20 protein-coding genes and 1 tRNA gene are annotated in these 19,538 nt (G+C 48.1%); 12 read left to right on the top strand and 9 right to left on the bottom strand.

Annotated features, from left to right (window positions below):
• Positions 1-423: 423 nt before the first annotated feature.
• Entirely contained in the window at positions 424-591 is a 168-nt protein-coding gene (locus tag NEPTK9_RS06710) for a type II toxin-antitoxin system HicA family toxin (RefSeq protein ID WP_194848065.1), read from the top strand.
• The gene (locus NEPTK9_RS06705; RefSeq protein WP_194848064.1) at positions 591-1,013 is read left to right on the top strand and encodes a type II toxin-antitoxin system HicB family antitoxin; all 423 of its coding nucleotides are present in this window, start codon (positions 591-593) and stop codon (positions 1,011-1,013) included. Before NEPTK9_RS06710 ends, NEPTK9_RS06705 begins: the two co-directional genes overlap by 1 nt.
• A gap of 16 nt (positions 1,014-1,029) precedes the next feature.
• On the opposite strand, the gene NEPTK9_RS06700 is transcribed toward NEPTK9_RS06705, so the two are convergent.
• Entirely contained in the window at positions 1,030-3,642 is a 2,613-nt protein-coding gene (locus tag NEPTK9_RS06700) for an MGH1-like glycoside hydrolase domain-containing protein (protein WP_194848063.1), read from the bottom strand.
• 35 nt (positions 3,643-3,677) lie between these two features.
• On the opposite strand from NEPTK9_RS06700, the gene NEPTK9_RS06695 reads away from it, so the two are divergent.
• The 4 genes from NEPTK9_RS06695 (at position 3,678) to NEPTK9_RS06680 (ending at position 7,821) form a co-directional block, all read left to right on the top strand.
• Positions 3,678-4,373, top strand: a complete 696-nt coding sequence (locus tag NEPTK9_RS06695) for a TVP38/TMEM64 family protein (protein WP_194848062.1) — start codon at positions 3,678-3,680, stop codon at positions 4,371-4,373.
• The gene (locus NEPTK9_RS06690; RefSeq protein WP_194848061.1) at positions 4,354-4,932 is read left to right on the top strand and encodes a CDP-alcohol phosphatidyltransferase family protein; all 579 of its coding nucleotides are present in this window, start codon (positions 4,354-4,356) and stop codon (positions 4,930-4,932) included. Before NEPTK9_RS06695 ends, NEPTK9_RS06690 begins: the two co-directional genes overlap by 20 nt.
• A 65-nt stretch (positions 4,933-4,997) precedes the next feature.
• Positions 4,998-7,154, top strand: a complete 2,157-nt coding sequence (locus NEPTK9_RS06685; protein ID WP_194848060.1) for a hypothetical protein — start codon at positions 4,998-5,000, stop codon at positions 7,152-7,154.
• A gap of 82 nt (positions 7,155-7,236) precedes the next feature.
• Entirely contained in the window at positions 7,237-7,821 is a 585-nt protein-coding gene (locus NEPTK9_RS06680; protein WP_194848059.1) for a hypothetical protein, read from the top strand.
• On the opposite strand, the gene NEPTK9_RS06675 is transcribed toward NEPTK9_RS06680, so the two are convergent.
• The 5 genes from NEPTK9_RS06675 to NEPTK9_RS06655 all read right to left on the bottom strand — a co-directional run bounded on the left by NEPTK9_RS06675 (position 7,795) and on the right by NEPTK9_RS06655 (position 12,780).
• Positions 7,795-8,511, bottom strand: a complete 717-nt coding sequence (locus tag NEPTK9_RS06675) for a YebC/PmpR family DNA-binding transcriptional regulator (protein ID WP_194848058.1) — start codon at positions 8,509-8,511, stop codon at positions 7,795-7,797. The two genes, NEPTK9_RS06680 and NEPTK9_RS06675, sit on opposite strands and share 27 nt — an antisense overlap.
• Entirely contained in the window at positions 8,498-9,007 is a 510-nt protein-coding gene (locus NEPTK9_RS06670) for a GNAT family N-acetyltransferase (RefSeq protein WP_194848057.1), read from the bottom strand. The genes NEPTK9_RS06675 and NEPTK9_RS06670 overlap by 14 nt, the downstream gene beginning before the upstream one ends.
• Positions 8,997-9,506 (bottom strand): GNAT family N-acetyltransferase, encoded by a 510-nt coding sequence (locus tag NEPTK9_RS06665; protein ID WP_194848056.1) that lies wholly within the window; start codon positions 9,504-9,506, stop codon positions 8,997-8,999. Before NEPTK9_RS06665 ends, NEPTK9_RS06670 begins: the two co-directional genes overlap by 11 nt.
• A protein-coding gene (gene prfB / locus NEPTK9_RS06660; protein ID WP_228547066.1) for a peptide chain release factor 2 occupies positions 9,503-10,595 on the bottom strand; the annotation gives its coding sequence in 2 pieces (ribosomal slippage) (positions 9,503-10,525 and positions 10,527-10,595; 1,092 coding nt in all). Before prfB ends, NEPTK9_RS06665 begins: the two co-directional genes overlap by 4 nt.
• 61 nt (positions 10,596-10,656) lie before the next feature.
• Complete coding sequence (locus NEPTK9_RS06655; RefSeq protein ID WP_194848055.1) at positions 10,657-12,780, bottom strand: UTP--glucose-1-phosphate uridylyltransferase; 2,124 nt, start codon at positions 12,778-12,780, stop codon at positions 10,657-10,659.
• Positions 12,781-12,926: 146 nt separating this feature from the next.
• Here NEPTK9_RS06655 and NEPTK9_RS06650 point away from each other — a divergent pair, with 146 nt between their 5' ends.
• The 5 genes from NEPTK9_RS06650 to NEPTK9_RS06630 all read left to right on the top strand — a co-directional run bounded on the left by NEPTK9_RS06650 (position 12,927) and on the right by NEPTK9_RS06630 (position 15,453).
• Positions 12,927-13,190, top strand: coding sequence for an SWIB/MDM2 domain-containing protein (locus NEPTK9_RS06650; RefSeq protein WP_194848054.1), 264 nt, complete (start codon positions 12,927-12,929; stop codon positions 13,188-13,190).
• 65 nt (positions 13,191-13,255) lie between these two features.
• Positions 13,256-13,888 (top strand): 2-C-methyl-D-erythritol 4-phosphate cytidylyltransferase, encoded by a 633-nt coding sequence (ispD, locus tag NEPTK9_RS06645; RefSeq protein ID WP_194848053.1) that lies wholly within the window; start codon positions 13,256-13,258, stop codon positions 13,886-13,888.
• Positions 13,885-14,577, top strand: a complete 693-nt coding sequence (gene truA, locus NEPTK9_RS06640; RefSeq protein WP_194848052.1) for a tRNA pseudouridine(38-40) synthase TruA — start codon at positions 13,885-13,887, stop codon at positions 14,575-14,577. Before ispD ends, truA begins: the two co-directional genes overlap by 4 nt.
• 63 nt (positions 14,578-14,640) lie before the next feature.
• Positions 14,641-14,724: transfer RNA gene (locus tag NEPTK9_RS06635), tRNA-Leu, on the top strand.
• A 54-nt stretch (positions 14,725-14,778) separates the two neighbouring features.
• On the top strand, positions 14,779-15,453 hold the full coding sequence (locus NEPTK9_RS06630) for an HAD family hydrolase (protein WP_194848051.1): 675 nt from the start codon (positions 14,779-14,781) through the stop codon (positions 15,451-15,453).
• Positions 15,454-15,532: 79 nt separating this feature from the next.
• Here the strand turns inward: NEPTK9_RS06630 and NEPTK9_RS06625 are convergent, their stop codons facing one another.
• Complete coding sequence (locus NEPTK9_RS06625; protein WP_194848050.1) at positions 15,533-16,777, bottom strand: sigma-54-dependent transcriptional regulator; 1,245 nt, start codon at positions 16,775-16,777, stop codon at positions 15,533-15,535.
• Positions 16,778-16,846: 69 nt separating this feature from the next.
• Between NEPTK9_RS06625 and NEPTK9_RS06620 the strand changes: the two genes are divergently transcribed.
• Positions 16,847-17,650, top strand: coding sequence for a D-Ala-D-Ala carboxypeptidase family metallohydrolase (locus NEPTK9_RS06620; RefSeq protein WP_194848049.1), 804 nt, complete (start codon positions 16,847-16,849; stop codon positions 17,648-17,650).
• Between the two features lie 35 nt (positions 17,651-17,685).
• On the opposite strand, the gene gloB is transcribed toward NEPTK9_RS06620, so the two are convergent.
• Both gloB and NEPTK9_RS06610 read right to left on the bottom strand, forming a co-directional pair.
• Positions 17,686-18,459 (bottom strand): hydroxyacylglutathione hydrolase, encoded by a 774-nt coding sequence (gene gloB / locus NEPTK9_RS06615; protein ID WP_194848048.1) that lies wholly within the window; start codon positions 18,457-18,459, stop codon positions 17,686-17,688.
• Positions 18,459-19,214 (bottom strand): RDD family protein, encoded by a 756-nt coding sequence (locus NEPTK9_RS06610; protein ID WP_194848047.1) that lies wholly within the window; start codon positions 19,212-19,214, stop codon positions 18,459-18,461. Before NEPTK9_RS06610 ends, gloB begins: the two co-directional genes overlap by 1 nt.
• Positions 19,215-19,538 lie beyond the last annotated feature (324 nt).

Below are 19,538 nucleotides of genomic sequence, written 5' to 3'. Positions count from 1 at the left end.
TACCAAGCAGTAAGTCTCCTTTTTTCAGTTTTTTAGCCACTTACCATATTCGCTTTGGTTTGACTTTCAGCTTAACAAAAAAAAACACTGAACCTACGCAGCTTCAGAGCCGAAGGCGAAGAAAAGCTGCGTCGTGAAGTGCCCACGGCTTCAAGGGGGCAGCGAGGGGCCCCGCCCCCGACGTATCTTTCTTACATATACCACCGATAAATGTGCGAACTTTTTACCTGTAAAGGTGAACAAGGCCTAAAATTTGCAAAAATCTTCCAAAAATCGATTAATCAGTAATTTTGCAATTGGCTCATAAGGGATTGTTTTTTGGTTATTTATGTTTATGGGAATTTTTTTCTGGATAAAAACCAACTAAAGTTGGTATTATGAAGTTAAGAAGGATATAGAGCAATGCCTTATAGTGGCAAAGAAATGCTTAAGCTATTTAAAAAGAAGGGATTTGAAGAAATAAAAGGACAAGGAAAGGGAAGTCATCGTAAAGTACGGAAAGGAAACCTAACAATTACGATTCCTTTTCATAAAGAGTTAAAGAAGGGACTGGAGAAGTCTTTATTAAAAGTTTTGAAAGGAGTTAAGTAATGCATTACCATTTCAAAGTTCATAAAGAAACTCGTGGTTACTGGGCCGAATGTGTGGAGCTTGAAGGATGTGTTACACAAGGTAATACACTGAAAGAGTTGCAAAGCAATATGGAAGAAGCGCTTAATCTCTATCTTGATGAACCCTCTGGATCTACTTTCCTCGCTCCCCTTCCTAACGATAAGTTAGACCGGTCAAAAAAACTTGTTCAAGTTGCTGTCGATCCAGAAATCGCTTTTGCCTTTATGGTGCGGTATCATCGGATTAAACGTAAAATGACCCAAAAGCAAGCAGCAAAAAAGCTTGGGATGAGTAATCTCTATAGTTATCAAAGACTAGAAAGAAAGTGCAATGCAACTCTTGCCGTTATAGCAAAAGTCAAAAATCTATTCCCCGAATTCTCTGTAGACTTTGCTTTTTAGTAGATGTAAAGCCGCTTTACAAATGGCCATACTCGCCGAGCTGCTTGATCAGCTTGGCGACGCACCCGGTCCATCCCATTTGGTGGCTGGCGCCGAGCCCTTTTCCTGAGCAGCCATGAAAGTATTCATGAAAAAAAAGGTGGTCTTGGAAATGCTCTGATTGAAATTTTGCATAGTCGCCAAAGACAGGCCGTTTTCCCTCTTCGTTTTTCTCGAAGATGCGGACGAGGCGCTGCGCGATCTCAGCTGCCACATCCCAAAGGTTCATAAAATTCCCCGAGCCGGTGGGACATTCGACCTTGAGCTCATCCCCATAATAGTAGTGATACTTTTGGAGCGCTTCGATGAGGAGGATGTTGAGAGGAAACCAGATGGGCCCCCGCCAGTTAGAGTTCCCTCCAAAAAGGCGGCTTTTTGACTCCCCTGGCTCATAATCAACGGTAAAAGTTTTTCCATCCAGGGTGAGGCTAAAGGGAGTTTCTTCATGACACTTTGAGATCGAACAGATCCCATAAGTGCTGAGAAACTGGTTTTCATCGAGCATGACGCTCAAGAGTTTCACTAGCTTTTCCTGATTGACAATAGAAAGTATCCGCCTCTCATTCATACCGGGGGTTTTCATGCAGGCCACTTTATCACAAAGGTCGTGGCGGTGGTGTAAAAACCACTCCATCTTTTTTCTGAAGAGGGGCATTTTCTCCAAAGTCTCCGCTTCGATAGTGGTCACGGCAAGAAGGGGCATGAGTCCCACAAGGGAACGCACTTTTAGGGGATGCTCCTCCCCATCTGCCATTTTTAGGACATCGTAGTAAAAGCCATCTTCCTCATTCCATAAGGGGTGGGACCGATCGGCGGAGTAGTTAATGGCATCGGCAATAAGGAGAAAGTGGTTGTAAAACTTATTGGCCATTCCCTGGTAAGCCACATCTTTTAAAGAGAGCTCAAAAGAGATGGCAAGCATATTGAGGCAAAACATCCCCATCCAGCTCGTCGCATCGGACTGGTAAAGGGTCGAGCCGGCGGGAAGTTCAGCGCTTCGGTTAAAGACACTGATATTATCGAGCCCTAAAAAGCCCCCCTGGAAGATGTTTTTCCCCGCGTGATCTTTCCGATTGACCCACCAGGTAAAGTTGAGGAGGAGCTTTTGGAAAACCTGCTCTAGAAAGGTGTAGTCCCCTGCTCCATTTTGCTTTTTGTCGATCTTAAAGGTCCTCAGCGTCGCCCATGCATGAACCGGCGGGTTGACATCATAAAAATTCCATTCATAGGCGGGGAGCATCCCGTTGGGGTGCATATACCACTCTTGGGTCAGGAGGTTGAGGTGGTGTTTGGCATATGAGGGATCGAGGGCGGAAAGGGGCAGGGCATGAAAGGCGGTGTCCCACGAGAAAAACATGTTAAACTCCCACTTGTCGGGAGTGGACACCACATCGTCGGAGTGCAGATGGAGCCACTCGCTATTACGCGCGGTGTCAGGGTCATGGGGAGGAAGGGGAGGAGAAAAGTCGGGATCTCCTTTGAGCCAACTGGGAATCACAAGGTTATAATACATCTTGTTCCACAGCATTCCAGCGCAGGCCTGCCGAGCAATCATCCGGTGCTCGTCGGAAAGAGAGGTGGGAATGAGCTCTCCATAAAACTCTTCGGCCTCTCGGCAACGGACCTTTAATGTTTTAGTCACCTCATCGGTGGGGTGTTTAAGCTCCTTATCGGTGCACAGGCGGAGGTGGACCTCTCTCGACTCTCCCGGGGGAATGGTGAGCTCATAATGAAATGCCCCCTTCGTTCCCACCTGCTCTGGGTTTATAGCTCCTTTTTCGCCATGAACCAAGTAGGCGTTAATTCCCCCCTTGGTGTATCCCCCCTTTTCTTTCGACTCATTTTCGGTAAAGAGGAGCTCCTTCGGTTCATCCCCATAGAGGAACCATTGACCCAGCTCCGGATGGTCGGCTGCGATCAGCGAGCCTTCTCCTTTCAAGGTGGGCTTTTCGACCCCCTCTTTAAACCAGGTATTGCGGGCCCAAAAAGTGGGGAGGATGTGGAGTTTTTTTTCCTCATCTCCCCGATTGAAAATGGTGAGGCGGATCGCGATATCGGTGGGACTTTTTTTCCCATATTCGATGAAGATATCATAATAGCGGTCATGATCAAAAACCCCTGTATCGACAAGCTCATACTCCGGCTCATCTTGGGTCCGGCTCCCGTTGACCTTCCGCAGAGCCTCGTAAGGAAACTCCACCTGGGGATATTTATAGAGATACTTCATGTAGGAGTGGGTAGGGGTATTGTCGAGGTAGTAGTAACACTCCTTCACATCCTCCCCATGGTTTCCCTCCGGGTTGGCGAGACCAAACATCCGCTCCTTGATGAAAGGATCCTCCCCATTCCAAAAGCTAAAGGCTAAACAGAGGCGGGCGTGGGTATCACAAATGCCCCCGATTCCATCTTCTCCCCACCGGTAGGCCCGCTCCAACGCCATCTCATAAGGAAACGAGTTCCATACATCACCATCTTCGCTATAATCTTCTCGAACGGTTCCCCACTGCCGCTCTGCCAAGTAGGGACCCCACCGTTTCCAATACTTGGTCCGCTTATCATTTTCTAAAAGGCGCTTTCTTTCTACGTTCATATTTTCTATATAGAAAATATGGAGGAATAACCCCAATGAAAAAATGGATCCCCCTCACCATCATCGTGATCCTCATGCTCATTGCCTACTTTTCAGGGCTCACCGACTACCTCACCTTCGATAATATCAAAGAACACCGAGAAAAACTCCTCACCTACATCGCCCATTATCCTATGCTTGCTCCCTTTCTCTTTATCCTCATCTATATCGTCACCGTGACCCTTTCGATTCCCGCAGGAGCGGTCCTTTCTCTCATCGGAGGCTTCCTCTTCGGCGTTCCCTTAAGCACCTTCTATGTCACCATTGCCGCCACCATTGGGGCAACCTTCATCTTCTTGGCTGCTCGGACCGCCCTTGGCGATCTCCTCAAGAAAAAAGCAGGTCCCTTCCTCTCTAAAATGGAAGCGGGCTTCCAAAAAAATGCGACTAGCTACCTCCTTTTCCTCCGCTTCATCCCCCTCTTTCCCTTTTGGCTCGTTAACCTTGCCCCCTCCTTCTTCAATGTGAAGACCCGCACCTATCTCTGGACCACCTTTATTGGGATCATCCCCGGTGCCTATGTCTATACGCAGGCGGGAAGTGGCCTCGGCGCCATCTTTGATCAAGGAAAAGAGTTTTCGATCAAGTCGGTCCTCAATATCGAGATCCGCCTTGCCCTCATTCTCCTCGCCCTTTTTGCTTTAATTCCCACTTTCGTGCGACGATTAAAAAATGCTAGAGAAAAGCCTTAGGCCCACCTACGACCGCCTTCTCATCGCGCCCCTTCTTCCCCGCCTTGCCCAAATCCGCCCTGGCTGGATCACCCTCCTCGCCACCCTCACCGGCCTCCTCATTCCCCTTTGCCTCTACCTCCACGCCTCATTTGCCGCCCTCCTCCTCCTTACCGCCACCGGCTTTTTCGACACTCTCGACGGCGCGCTGGCTCGCCATCGCACCCTCACCTCCCCTAAAGGGGCTGTCCTCGACACCGTTTCCGACCGCCTTGTCGAATGGGCCATTCTACTCGGCCTCCACCTCTATGCCCCTGATAGTAGAGGGCTTATATCCCTTCTCATGCTCGGGAGTGTCTTTCTGTGCGTGACCACCTTCCTAGTGGTGGGAATTTTCCAAGAAAACCAGTCGAGCAAGAGCTTCCACTATAGCCCCGGACTGATGGAGCGGGCTGAGGCATTTATCTTCTTTAGCCTCATGATCCTAGCTCCTCAGTTTTTCACCCCTTTGGCCCTTATTTTCATGGGGTTAACCCTTCTAACCGCATTTATTCGCATCTCACAGCTTATTAAATCATAATAAATTTTATTTAAACTATTTAAATTTAATTAAACATATGGTATAATATAGTTATTAAGGGGGGAATGATGTCCTTATCAGCTATTAACACAATTACAGATGGGCTATCCCACTACCTCGCACAGCCCACGAAATTAGACCAACTCCGAAAACTCAGTTTTCAGAGCTCTTCCTCTAACTCATATTATCAAGATGCCTATACCCAGGCGGCCACCAAATTTTATGGCTCAAAAAAAGTGGAGCAGCTCGACCTGAATCGAGGATGGTTTGAAAAGCGTCCCCGCCTTGTCTTTGAGGATAGCAAGCTCCGGATCTCTGAAGGGTACTCTCTCCCACAGATTATTTATCTCTTTTTCTTTAACTTCGGTAAGCTCAAGAATTGGTATAATCAAAACCAATCAACAATTCAAGAATACAAAAAGTTTCTAGAAAGCGAATGTGGTGCTGATAAGGTCAAGCAAATTGAAAAAACCTATGGGTTTAGCTTAGATGAAATGATTAAAACAAGCACCCCCTTAGAACCTCGCCATGTCTACTTCTTCAACATTGGGATGAACAATATTGAAGATAAAGATACCAGCAATCTTTACAAAAGAATAAAGGACAATGAACCACTTACAGGTCGAGAAAAAAGAGCCGTAGAAAAACTAGAAATCAATCTAGAAGCTATTAAAACGCAAACCTATGAAGAGAGCTTCGCCACCCTAATGCAGATCCTAGAAACTCCCAGTGAAGATTGGGGAAGGCTTTACACAGGGCGCGAGTTTGGTAAGGTGATTGGAGGTTCTTATAATAAGGACATCGAAGACCGAGATACTTTCCGCCCCTGGGTGGACCAGCAAGAGCTCCTTCAGGTCTATCAGCTCTTAAAAAACCCCTTCTCTAGAGGCAACGTCGATCAAAGCACTCCAGAAGGACGACAAACACTTGATCGTTTCTTCTTTGAGATGCTCACCAAAGTAGTCGTTAAAAAACACTTGATGCGAAAAGGGTCTGATGGAACTTGGCGCGTTGGAGCGATTATCCCTTCTCCCTATAAGGATAAGAAGGGGAATACCATTTACTACCGGGTTGAGCAAGGGGTTGACTCTGGTTTTGGAAAGTTCTGGTATGTTTTTAGACCTATTAGCGATGACCCCACCATTCTTGTTATCCGTGCTCCACGTGATACCAGTAAGGATGGTTATGCCCAAAGAGGACGCCCTACTCTCACACGCGATGCATCGGCAACTCCAGGGGAACTCTACAGCGATACGACCAAAGTAGAAGACAAAAAGTTCTTTAGTGAATTTACATTGCCACTTCCTCTTGCCTATCTTGCAGCTCACCTACAAAATGGAGAGGGGGAAAAGAGCTTTGATAAAGTACATGCAAGGCTCCTGGAAAAGGTTGATAATAACACAAAAATATGGCTTGAAGGCGCTTACTCACAATTTAGGGAAGGCGAGGCCTATTTCCATTTCTACCTCGAACTCTTAAAGGGGTATTATGGCAAAGATGACTGGGAGCGTTTTGAGGATCTTTTAGCAGGCAAAAAACCTCGCCCCCTTGCTTCAATTGGAAACAGCTTGGGTGGGTATGATGCTGCGCATGACGCCGTCACCTACACCGCTAAAGAAAACCGGATCTTTATCTCTGACTTCACGGTTTATACCCATAGCCCATTAAAAGTCAGTGAGAAAGACGATACCATATTTGCCACTTTTATCAAGGATAATATTGAGCTTATGGATAATCTCGATATAAACCTTACCCTTGACCACATCGCAGAAATTGCCGATATCGTTCCTCTTTATCCTGCAGGAACCTTCTTAGGAAGGCATTTACAAGAAGACTTCAAAAAGACTCCTGAAAAGCTTCAATCTAGAGTCAAGATCGACTTCCGCATCGTTCAACGGTTAAAGAGTGGCCACCCCCAACTTAGGGCTAAACCCCACCTAACTCGGTTCGAAAATACGACATTAGGCACAGATTACAGCGTCTTGAATCATTATAAAAAAATTAGCGCTTTTGATGAATTTGGAAAGAAAAAAACCATTATGGGAATCACTTTAGATAACTGGCACAAGTGGATCACCTCCAGCTCAAAGCCTGCAAAACTGACAAAAAGTCTCTGGAACCGAGGAGCTCATGTTCCTCATGAGTTCAAGGACCATAAACTCGTTGTAAGTCTTAAACCTAATGGCTCTAGCGAGCATAAATTTATCTCTCAAACCACATAATTAAATTAATTTTTATTATTATTTTTTAAAAACATTTGTGTTATAATTATTAATTATAAAAATACTTAATAAGTAGGCAATAATGACTATAACATTAGATAAAGCACAACAGAGCTGGACTAGCTGGATTGGAGAGAAAGTCTATAACACAGTTTATGGCACCTCAGAAGCTAAAGAGCTTGATGACACTGAATTCACTGACTTGGATATCAAGCAAGGAAAAATCGTCTCTATAGCGGGAGTCAAATTTGAAGAATATACTCCTAAATACTACCAAGCAATCGAATTATCAAAAGATTTTTTTAACAATAGAGCTGCTTTTCAAACAGTTCTTGCCCCTTTCTATGGTAACTCTGAAAACATCACCTTGAACAATCTCTTTGAGTTTATAACGGCATATAATGAAACTTATCCTAAGACCGATAGGTGGAATATCGAGCCGATTGACCTAGACAAAGATTCTTTAAGTGAGCTTGTCCGAGTTGTTGGATCGATGATTGTCAGCGGTGAAGACACGTTCCTTTATGGTATTGGTCACTACAATATCTACGCTCCTTCACTTACGCAAAAAGTCATCAAATACCGGGAAGATCGGAGTTTAGTTGGTGAAGACATTGCTTATCAGCGAATAATGTTAGGTCTATTCCGACATGTTATGAAAGACTGAGTCAACATCATCCAGCCCTTCTAAAAAGTCGATGAGGGCCTGATTTGCTTCTCTTGTATCCTGGTCACAGTCCACCGTCGTCTTGGGGATCATCTCGAGTGTGGCATTTTGAGCTGCTATTCCAGCTGCTTCGAGCTTTTCCTTCACCTCATAGAGCCTTTCAGGCGGAGTTATCACGATAAAGGTCTCATCGGCCCCCTCAAAGTCGTCAGCGCCCGCTTCGGTCGCCTGCATAAAGAGCTCCTCTTCCTCCCCTTGGTCCTTCCCAATTTGGATCACCCCTTTCCGCTCAAAGTTAAAGGCGACAGAGCCGGGAGAGGCGATCGTTCCCCCCTTTTTATTGGTTGCAATCCGCATGTCGGAAGCGGTCCGGTTCTTGTTGTCGGTCATCGCATCGACGATAATCCCGACGCCCCCATGGCCATAGAGCTCATAGGTCACCTCGGTAAAGTCTGCTTGGTCGGCGCTGGCCGCTTTTTTAATGTTCCGGTCGATCACATCGGAAGGGACGTTGGCTGCCTTGGCTTTTTGGAGGGCAAGGCGGAGCTTGGTATTGGCTTTGGGGTCGGGGCCCCCTTGCTTGACAGCGCTGATAATTTCTTTGGCCACCCGGGAAAAAATCTTCCCCTTCTTGGCATCGGCCCGCTCTTTTTTATGCTTAATATTTGCCCATTTACTATGTCCGGCCACTGATTGTTTTCTCCATTAAGATTTTGTCGTAGTAGTTTCCTTGAATATCTTTGAGATAGTGGGGGTGCCTTCCATACTCTTTAAAGCCCATCCGCTCGTAAAGGCGGACGGCGGGGTTCTTCTCGTACACCTCAAGATGGATGATTTCGACACCTCGCTTTTGAGCCAGTTTAGTCAGCTCCTTGAGGAGGAGGGTCCCAATCCCTTTGCCCCGATATTTTTCATCGACGATAATGACAAAAAGGGCTTGATGGGCAAGCTTTTTAACATCTTGGATATAGAGATTGGCGGCACCCACTGGCTCTTTTTTGTAGAGGGCGGTGATCGAAACCCCCTTTTCAATATACCCCTTCCAAAGACGGACAGCATCTTCAACTTCCCGCTGGTCGGTCATGGGAAAGCCCACAAGAACTCCTGGTTGAAGGAGCCACTCTACAAAGTGGGGAAGGTCTTTTTCTTCGGTCAGGCGAAAGGTGACAAGGGGTTTATTTCCCATTAAAATCCTTTTGGTAGAGGATCCGTGGATGGTAATTCCCCTCTTCATCTTTCATAAATTTTTCCTGGGTAAACTGCGCTTGATAGCCCGCTTTTTCTAGGAGGGGGATGGCGGGACATCCGCCGTAAACCTCGGCGTTCATCCATTCGAAGCGGAAGTAGGTTTGCCCGAGGTGGGTGATGTTTTTGATGAGAGAGGAGCCCACTCCCCGTCCACGAAGGTCGGGGTTGACGATGAAGTAGAGAAGGCAATGGTGGATCACCTTCCGATAAGGCATGAGAAAGAGGGTGGCGATCCCTGCAACATCCCCTTTATAGGTGGCGGTCAGACTCGCTCCATACCGGTAAAAGCCGATCCAATTTTTACTCATCCCCTCGACATCTTTATCGGAGGAAACGGGATACCACTCCCTGTCCATCCCTAACCATTTATGGAGGAAGGGGTGATCTTTCTCATTCGAGTAGCGGATGTCGTAGTCACTTTCGTCAGATATGCTCACTCACTAAATTCCTTTAGGTAGGCATTGACAAATCCATCGATCTCTCCATCCATCACCTCTTGGATATTTCCCTCTTCATACTTGGTCCGGGTATCTTTCACAAGGGTGTAGGGTTGGAAGACGTAGTTGCGGATCTGCGATCCCCACGCGATTTCCTTTTTCTCCCCTCCCATCTTTTTCACTGCGGCTTCCCGCTCCAAAACCTCTTTTTCATAGAGCTTGGAACGGAGCATTTTAAAACAGGTTTCTTTATTTTGCAACTGACTCCGCTCTCCTTGGCAGGAGACAACGATCCCTGTTTTGATGTGGGTAATCCGCACTGCTGAATCGGTGGTGTTGACATGTTGTCCCCCGGCCCCTTGGGCGCGGAAGGTGTCGATCCGGATCTCATCGGGACGGATCTCAATCTGAATGTCATCTTCGATCTCAGGGGTCACATCGACCGAAACAAAGCTGGTGTGGCGGCGAGCATTGCTATCGAAAGGGGAAATCCGAACGAGGCGGTGCACCCCCTTTTCTGCTTTGGCATAGCCATAAGCAAAAGGGCCGGTAAAGCGGAGAGTGGCATTCTTAATGCCGGCGACCTCTCCATCGAGCTTTTCAATGACTTCGACTTTCCATCCCCGTTTGGTGGCCCACTTCTGGTACATCCGGAGGAGCATCTGGGCCCAGTCGCACGATTCGGTTCCCCCCGCTCCTGCATTGACACTGAGGTAGCAGCTCTTATTGTCGAGCTCCCCAGAGAGCATCTTCTTGATCTCAAGCTCTTCGAGTCCCTTTTCGATCTCTTGGAGCTCCTTGACCAGGTCGTGATAGAGCTCGTCTTCCTCATCGACCTCTTCTAGAAATTCCTTGGCTGCTTCAAATCTTTTCTTAATATCGCGGTAGGGAACGGTCCACCCTTTCAGTTGATTACATTTGGCAATCACCTTCTGGGCAGCCTCATTATCAGACCAAAAGTTCCCCTCTTCCATCTTTTTCTCAAGAGAGGCAACCTCTTTTTCTTTGACCTCTAAGTCAAAGATACCTCCACATATGAATGAGGCGGCTGTCGATATCTTTTAGTTTATTTTTGATCTCTTCGTTCATGGGTAGTCTCCTGAATTTACAGTAGAATAGCAATAAAACCCTTAAAGGTAAAGAGGAGGTCTTAACTCACTCCATCAAGCGGCTCCATGATAAAGCTCACCCGCCCCTTTTCTTCTTTTGCTGTCATCTTCATTCCATGAGGCACATCGAGCGTTAAGTCCCCTCTTAGGGTCACATTTTCGGCGATGAATTGAGAGTGGCCATGGAGAACAACCTTGAGCGCTGAGCGTCTCTTCACCTCATGTTTCCAAAAGAGATGGTCCTCTTCTTCCCAGTCGATCCCCTCATTTTTCACCGTCACATTTTTTAAGATGCACTGCCCCGTTTGGTCGGAGTAGCGGAGAAGCCCCTCTTCTTGATGTCCCATGATGTTCGTTGCATCGATGAGGAGGCTCCCCTCAAGGGTGAGGTTTTCGATATTGAGATCGGCAATTTCGAGCTGAAGCTCGCTCCCGTTGGCGAGTGTGCCCCCACGGATTTTTTTGCCAATGATGGAGTAGAGAGGGCCCAGAGCAGGATGGTAGCTAAAGAGGAAGGGAGGCCCTTCTTTTGCAAAAGTGGTCCCATCGGGGAAGGAGGGAAGCTCCATGTTGCAGTAGGCCCCCAGAAGCTCATGGGCATTGAGCATGTAGTCGTAGTAACACCCTTCGGGGGTTTCTAAAAGAGCCCCTTTGGCCGTTGACTTCCGCTTGGTCGTTGAGATCGTTTTTCGCCTTTTGTTAAAGGTCAGGTAGGACTCAGATGCGGGGAAGTGGTCGGCGATGTTTTGCATCGTCGTTTCCAGGCGGGCAATCGGCTCTTTATGGTTGGGACTATGGTAGTGGTGCCCTTTGCGAAAGTTCACGAGAAGGCCGGGGTTGGGATTTTTTCGGACCACCTCTTCTATTTTTTCGATGTCAGCAAAGAGGATATTGGTATTGGAGGGAAAGCGGGAGTGGCTTCCTCCCGGCTCAAAAGGTTTATCCTCGATCCCCCGTTTTTCAAAGTCGCAATATTCGACGTTGGTCAAAACCTCTTCTTCACCTTGAACCTTGACCACATTCATCCCTTCGTGAGCGTTGACAAGGCGGGGACAGGAGGCAAAGCCAAACGCTTTATCTTGGGCATGGCCCAATCCTAAAAAGGCGAGGAGGCCATAGTCGATCGCCGCCATCGGGTTGTTGATCTGACGGACGAGCATTTTTTTCTTGCCGAGTTTCTTAAGCCATGCAAAAACCCCCTCTTGATCGAGGAGTTTCCAAAGGGCGCCATGCCCTCCTGGCTTTAAGAGGAGTTTTCCTTGCCTTTGGAGACACCACTTTCCCTGTTTGGTAAAGGTGGGAACCAAGGGTTGAGTCGCAAAACGGAAGCTCTCTTCAGGGCGGCCAAACCACTTATTTTGGGCACAGATGGCGCGGATGTGGGCATGGTTCCGATTGACATGGGAGGTCATCATGACGATCGGGGTGGTCACCTGTTTTCCAAAGAACTTGTAGTGAAGGTACTCCCGCGCTTGAAGGTCGGCAATGACTCCTTCAAGGAGGGGTTTTCCTAAAAAGATCAGGCGAGCAGCGGGGAGTCCTTCTTCTGTTTTTTCATCTTTGAGCTCTAAACGATCGGCAGCTCCCCCAACAGGATAAACCTCAGCCATCTCCCCTTGCCGCTTAATCCCCTCTAAAATGGCCTTTTTGACCACCTCGTCCTCCTTACGGATGTCGATCCCCTCAGGGGGGCGCAAGGTATACCCAAACAAGTTCAAGAATTGGTTTTTGCCTGCGCCAGCATCCCCATCTTTAACTCCCTCTGCATCGCCCCTATCTCCTCGATAGGGGACTGCTTCGAGGGAACTAAATCTGAAGCGCCGGCTTTGGCAAGCTCCCAATTCTTGAACTTGTTTGGGTATAAGCGCCTCTTCTTTTTCTGTCGAGAGGAGGGTGAGAACTAAGTAGTGGTACTTAAGAATGCCATAAAAGCTCTCTAAAACGCGTAACGACTCCAGACTTTCAAGCCTTTCCTCTTGTCCGCAGACAAATGCTGCTTTAACAAGGTACTCTTCTTCTAAAGTCTCTACCCAAGGAAAGGTCTTCTTAACGCCAAGCGCTGAAATCTTTTCCTCAAGGGTTTCCGCCTTCTGAAGGGCTTCTAAGATCGAAAAAAGTTTTTGCCGCCTTTCGATTAAAGAGTTGTCACAGATCGTAAGATTCATACCCTCAACTTGCCATTTCTACGAGAAAAATGGCAAGAATTTCTCTGATCCTCCTTTTTTTTTTGACTATAAATCCCCAGGGAGGATACAAATGGATGTAAAAGTTCCCCCGGTGGGGGAATCAATTTTGTAAAGGAGAACACCAGATGGCTAAAAAACAAGCGAATTCTAAATTTATGAAGCCTATGAAAATCAGCGAAGAGCTCGCTGCAGTTCTAGGGGATAAAGGGCCACTTCCTCGCACTGAAGTGACAAAAAAACTTTGGGCTTACATTAAAAAGCACAAAAGACAAGACCCCGATAACCGCCGAAATATCATTCCTGATGAAAAACTTGCTAAGGTTTTTGGTGGCAAAAGAGCGATCAACATGTTTGACATGACCAAAAAGGTGAACAATCACCTTTCGTAAACGCTTCTTCCGCGCCTCCCTAGGGGGGGGTGCGGAAAATTCCTTGATATTCTATAATCTCTTCCATGAAAACAGTTTCTTTAATCCTCCTAGCAGGAGGGCGCGGCACCCGGATGGGAACCCCTATCCCAAAGGTCTTTCTTCCCCTAAAGGGAAAACCTATTGCCCTCCACAGCTTTGAAACCTTTAAAGCCATCGATGCCATTGATGAAATCGTGGTCGTCTGTCCTGAACAGTTCCAGCCACTTTTTCCAGAAGGGACCCTCTTTGCCTCTCCTGGAAAAGAGCGGCAAGACTCGATGGAAAACGGCCTCGCAAAAACAACCGGTGAGATCATCCTCACCCACGATGGAGCCCGCCCCTTCGTCACTCAAGAAGAGGTGCTCAAACTTCTAGAAGAGGGAACCGCTGTCGGTGCCGCTGCTTTGGGCTACCCCGCTAAAAACACGGTCAAAGAGGTTGATCAAAAGGGCTTTGTGGAAAAGACCCTGGAGCGGAGCTCCTTGTATGAAATGGCTACCCCCCAACTTCTTGCCCGCACTGTTTTAGAAGCAGGGCTCAATGCTGCAAATGGAAAAACCTTTACCGACGATGTCGCCTTAGCAGAGCTTGTAGGCCATCCTGTGAAAGTGGTGATGGGAAGTGCTCAGATGAAAATCACCACCCCCACCGATCTCGAACTTGCGAGCGCCCTATGAAGTATAAGATGACCCTGAGTTACGACGGGACAAACTATGGGGGATGGCAGGTGCAGCCCAACCGCATAACTATCCAAGCGGTCCTTGAAAAAGTGTTGGGATGTCCCGTGACCGGTTCAGGGCGAACCGATGCAGGGGTCCACGCCCTTTGCCAGGTGGCCCACTTCTCCTTAGAAACACCTCCCCCTGACCTTAACGCTCTCCTCCCTCCCGATATTCGGGTCCATAACGTAGTCCCCGTCTCAAACGATTTTCATGCCCGCTTCAGCGTGAAAAAAAAGGTCTACTACTACCACTTTTCTTCCGCTCCTGACCCCTTTAATTACCGGTTTAAAACCCGCCTTCCCCACAACTTCGATGAAGCGCTCCTTAAAAAAGCGCTTCCCCTCTTGTTAGGGACCCATGACTTTTCAGCCTTTGCAGGGAGTGGGTGTGGCTCCAAAGATCCTGTCAAAACCCTCTACCGCCTCGACTTTGCCCCCGAAGAAGGAGGTTTCCGGCTCGAGTTTGAGGGAAGTGGCTTTCTCTACAAAATGGTCCGCAATACGGTCGGCACCCTCCTAGAGGTTGCGACAAGGCGCCGTCCCCCCGAAGGCATTCAAAAAATTCTTGCCAGCAAAGACCGCCGCCTTGCTGGCCCTACAGCCCCCCCAAAAGGGCTTTTTCTCGCAAAAGTGGATTATTACTGAAAAAAATCGAAAATCATCTCATTTGACATTAGATAGTACTCCGGGGTATCCTCTTTCCTTTGTGCCGATGTGGTGGAATTGGTAGACACGGTAGATTCAAAATCTGCTTATAGCAATATAGTGCTGGTTCGAGTCCAGTCATCGGCAAATAACCTATTCACCTGTACGAAAAAATCGTACAACTGAACTCTAAATGGTCATATGAGTTGGATACTAGATTACTCCCCGATCTTTTTTGACTTTGATGGGCTGCTTGTCAACACCGAGCATCTCCACTTCCAGGCCTACCAAAAGATGCTTGAAAGTCATGGGGTCGACTTTCCGTGGGACTTTCCCTCTTTTGCGGCCGTTGCCCACAAAAGTTCGGAAGGACTTCGTCTGATGATCGCTGCCCACGCTCCCGCTCTTGTTGAAAAAGAGGGGTGGGATGCCCTGTATGAACAAAAAAAGGGAGAGTATGCCAAGCTTTTGGAAAAGGGAAGTCTGGAGATGATGCCCGGAGCAGAAACCATCCTCGAAAAAGTTCAAGAAGCAAACATCCCCCACGCTGTCGTCACCAACTCGACCAGAAGACAAACCGAAATGATCCGCCAAAATCTCCCCATTCTCAACATAATTCCCCACTGGATCACCCGTGAAGATTATGCTGAGCCCAAACCAGCCCCCGACGCCTACCTCAAGGCAATCGAAATTCTTGGGAAATCGGAAAAAATGCTCGGTTTTGAAGATGCCCTCCGCGGCATCCGCGCTCTTGAGAGAGCTAGGATCACTCCGGTCCTCATCTGCCCTCCCGATCACCCCCAAATGGGTAATGTAAATCCGGATTTACATTACTATTCTTCTTTTCTTGAAATTTTAGGAGAGACCAAGTTTTAAATCCTGACCAAAATAACGGCTATATTGCTTTGGTCATGACTAAAATAACATGGTCGTTATTTTGGTCACGCATAAATCGCTAAAAATTATAGGCATTCAGTTTGTTACGGAGAGTTCGGACGCTGATCCCAAGAACCTTTGCTGCTTGGGTGCGGTTCCCCCCATATTGCTCGAGGATTTTTAAGATATGTTCCTTCTCAAGCTCTTTGAGAGTGACACAGGAGATCTCATCAGAGACCTCTTTCTGATCGATGAGGAGATGCTCATCTTCAAGGGTTTCTGAGTAGTCCATCACCACCCCATGCTCAATCACATTGCGGAGTTCGCGGATATTCCCTGGCCATGCGTAGGCAAGGAGCTTTTCTTCAGCTGCAGGAGATAAAGTCTTGAGGGGGATTTGGTTTCTTTCGCACACCTCAGCAAGGAAGTATTTGGCAAGGGGAACGATATCTTCTTTTCTTTCTCGCAAGGGAGGGAGGAAGATGGGGATGACGTTGAGGCGGTAGTAGAGATCGGCGCGGAAGGTCTTTTCCCCAATCGCCTCCTTCATGTTCCGATTGGAGGTGGAGACGAGACGGACATCGACATGAATTGCCTCAGTTCCCCCCACTCGCTCAAACTCTTGCTCCTGAACGACGCGGAGGAGCTTGGCTTGCAAAGAGGTGGGGATCTCTGAGATCTCATCGAGGAGAAGAGTCCCCTTGTCAGCCCGCTCAAAGCGGCCAATTCTCTTTTGGAGAGCGCCGGTGAAGGCTCCCTTTTCATGACCGAAGAATTCTGATTCGATCAAGGTATCGGGAAGGGCGGCGCAATTGACCCGGATAAAAGGATGGTCCATGCGGGGAGACTGGTCATGAATCAAACTGGCTATCACCTCTTTACCCGTTCCTGACTCTCCACTGATGAAGACATTGGAGTGACTTTTCGCAATCTTAGCCACTTGAGCTAAGATCTTTTTCATGGCGAGGCTTTCCGCAATGACAGCTTTTTTCCGTTTTGCCCCTGCTAAAAGCTTAAGCAGTAAGGTAGACACCGCTTGGATGGTCAGGGGTTTTTCCAAAATGTGATCGATTCCCTTTAGAGGAGGGTCATTCAAGTCGCTGAGGTGAACAAGAGGGGTACTTAAAGGACGACGATTGGAACGATCAAGGGTTTTAATCCCTTTTAAATCGCTGAGAATGAGATCAAAGGACCGTTTTTTAAGAAGCTCTAAAGCACCTGTCCCGTCTTCGACGGTAAACAACTGAAGCTCTTTTCCCTTTAGAAGCCCCATGAGAAGCTCCCGCGACGAGAGCTCTTTCTCTATAATGAGTACCTTCTTCATCCCCACCTCTTTCTAACCTAGCCATATCTTGCTCGAATTTTTTTTGCAATCTCATCTATACTGAAATCTATGAAGATCATCCGGTTATTTTTGCTCCTTATTCTCAGCGGTTTGATGGGCTGCTCCGGCTTAGAACAGTCGGAGGAAAAGCGGGTTCGGGAGCAAAACCTCACGATCGCACCCATTCAACGTCAATCTGATGAAACGTTCTTTGCCCTTTCTCCCCTCACCCCGAAAAAAAAAGAGCCCTACCCTTGGGAAAAGCGGTGGGTTGGTTCCCAGCTTCGGATCACCAAAGAGTTTTTCCGCTGTCGAGGAGAGATTGAGAATGCTCCCATTCAGATCTTTAGAGGTTCGCAGATGGTCTACCACCGCGACTGCGGCGGCATCGAGCGCCACTCTCTCCCGCTCCGTGATGGAAAGGAGTTCATCTACCCCATCTTGATCGATCTCCTGAACCACATCCAAGCAAAGCTCGACCGACGGGTGGTCATCACCTGTGGCCACCGGTGTCCTGTCCATAATCTCTATGCCGATCCCTCTAAGGGAGCGCGGATCTCCAAACACCTCATCGGCGCCGAGGTCGATTTCTATGTTGAAGGGCTAGAGGATCGGCCCCAAGAGGTAATCGATCTCCTTCTTTCCTACTACCCCGAGCCGCTGCGCCGCTCGTCCCACCTTGCTCCCACATCGACCCTCTCCTGGTACAACAAAGAAGTGGGGATCTCCCTCTATCTCGCCTCCGAAGGGCGGGACCTCGATAATCGCCATCCCTACCCCTATATCTCCATCCAGGTCCGCCACGACCCTGAAACAGGACGCCCTGTCCAGTATAACTGGCACCGCGCCCACAATGGCTTTACTAAATATTGACAGATCTAAAGTTGAACTTTAAATTTGTCCAACATTTAGTGTGAAAAATTGTCTTTAAGCGCGCGGATGTGCGCAAAGACTGCAGCAGGCTCTTGCCCCACCATATTTACCCCTTTTTGGAGACTTTCCTCCTGAACGCGGAGGAACGGGTTGGTTGCTTTTTCCTCGGCAAGGGTGGAGGGAACAGAAACATCTTTTTTCTTCGCCTCTTCGAGTCTTTTTTGAAGAGCGGCATTGTCAGGTTCCACCGTCGCCGCAAACTCCAGGTTAGCCACGGTATACTCATGGCCACAGTAGATCGCCGTATCATCGGGAAGAGCAAGGACCTTTTCCAGGGAGTTCCACATCTCTTCGAGGGTGCCCTCGAAGAGGCGGCCACATCCCCCGGTAAAGAGGAGATCGCCCGTAAACAGGAGGTGAAGATCACGGAAGAAATAGATGAGATGGGGTTTGGTGTGTCCTGGAGTAGAAAAAACCTCGATCGAAAAAGGACCAAAAAGAAGCTCTTCCCCATCGTCAACCGACTGGTCGAGGTCGGGGATCCGCTCATCTTCAGGGCCGATCACACGACACTCGGTCTTTTTCTTTAAGAGCTCGACGCCACCGGTGTGATCGTCATGGTAGTGGGTGATCAAAATGTTCTTGAGGGTGAGGTTCTCCTCCTCGAGGAGTTTTAGAATGGGTTCTCCCTCTCCAGGATCGACCACGAGGGCATTTTGATCCCAGCTGATGACATAGGTGTAGTTATCTTCCAGCACCTTTAATTGGTAGAGGTACTGGTTTTCTCCAAGTGTTTTTTTTTCAGTCATTATTGTGGCACATTCATCATTTGCATTTGTCCCCAAGATATAGCCCAAGCATAACACAAAAAGTAAAGGATGACAACTAAGGTCCGAACGATCCCGATGTCTCCATGGAAAACCCGGACATCCCTCCTCCGATCCCAAGTGGTTTTTCCGGTATTATTGAGCTTGACCGCCGCTACAATCATCGTCACAAGCGAAATAATGGGAAGCCCTGTCCCCATTCCGAGCCACCAGACCGAAAAGCTCCGGTTCAGCGCCTCTGAAAAAGAGAGCCTGTGATGGTTGTCATCACGCACGGTCACCTTAAGCGTCCATTTTCCGGGGGTCGCACCCACAGTGCTTAGAAAAAACGCCTCGATGAAGGTCCACAAAAAGAGCGCCACCATTCCCGAGAAGGAGCCCACTGCCCCAAGACCAATGTCAAAAACCCCGATCAAAAAGGCCAATACCAAGAAGAATAACGAATAGTCGATCATCCGCGCCCAAAAACGGACCCAAGGGTGAGGACGCACCCCTACCTCATCGGTCTCCCGGGCATACTCGACCTGCTTCTCGACCGTGACCGTTGGGGTCTCATCGAGGGTCGCCATATTAAAGTGTTCGAGATCAGAGATTGCCTGCCAACCCCCTAAAGACTCGGTCCACACCTTCGTAGTCGGCTCGATCGCACCCTGATCGAGCATCCCCTGCAACTCCTCGTGGGAGATCGGACCCGTCTTCTCCTCCCCCAACATGTAGTACCATACCGCTTTATCCACGCTCACCTACCTTTAGGGTCCATCAAGAAATAAATGCCACAAGTTGACTGGCTGCGACTTTGCCAAACTAAGCTTCTTCGCCCTTCCCTATTGGGAATGATGCTCCTCATTCAGCTTAATTTTGCTGCGTCTCGCTGAGTCAACTTGTAACATTTATTTCTTGACGGGCCCTTACCCTCACTAAATCGGATCGCCCCCTTTTTGTAAACCCATCAGAAAAAGATTGGCCTTGTTCACCTTTTCGCATTGTGACAAGAAGCTGTCACAACAAGTTGTCTCTCAAAGAGAAGAGACCATCTCTACAGTGAGATGAATCTAGGGTTC

Origin of the sequence: Candidatus Neptunochlamydia vexilliferae, assembly GCF_015356785.1 — a bacterium.
GTDB lineage: Bacteria > Chlamydiota > Chlamydiia > Chlamydiales > Simkaniaceae > Neptunichlamydia > Neptunichlamydia vexilliferae.
This window is presented reverse-complemented; position numbering and strand designations above follow the sequence as displayed.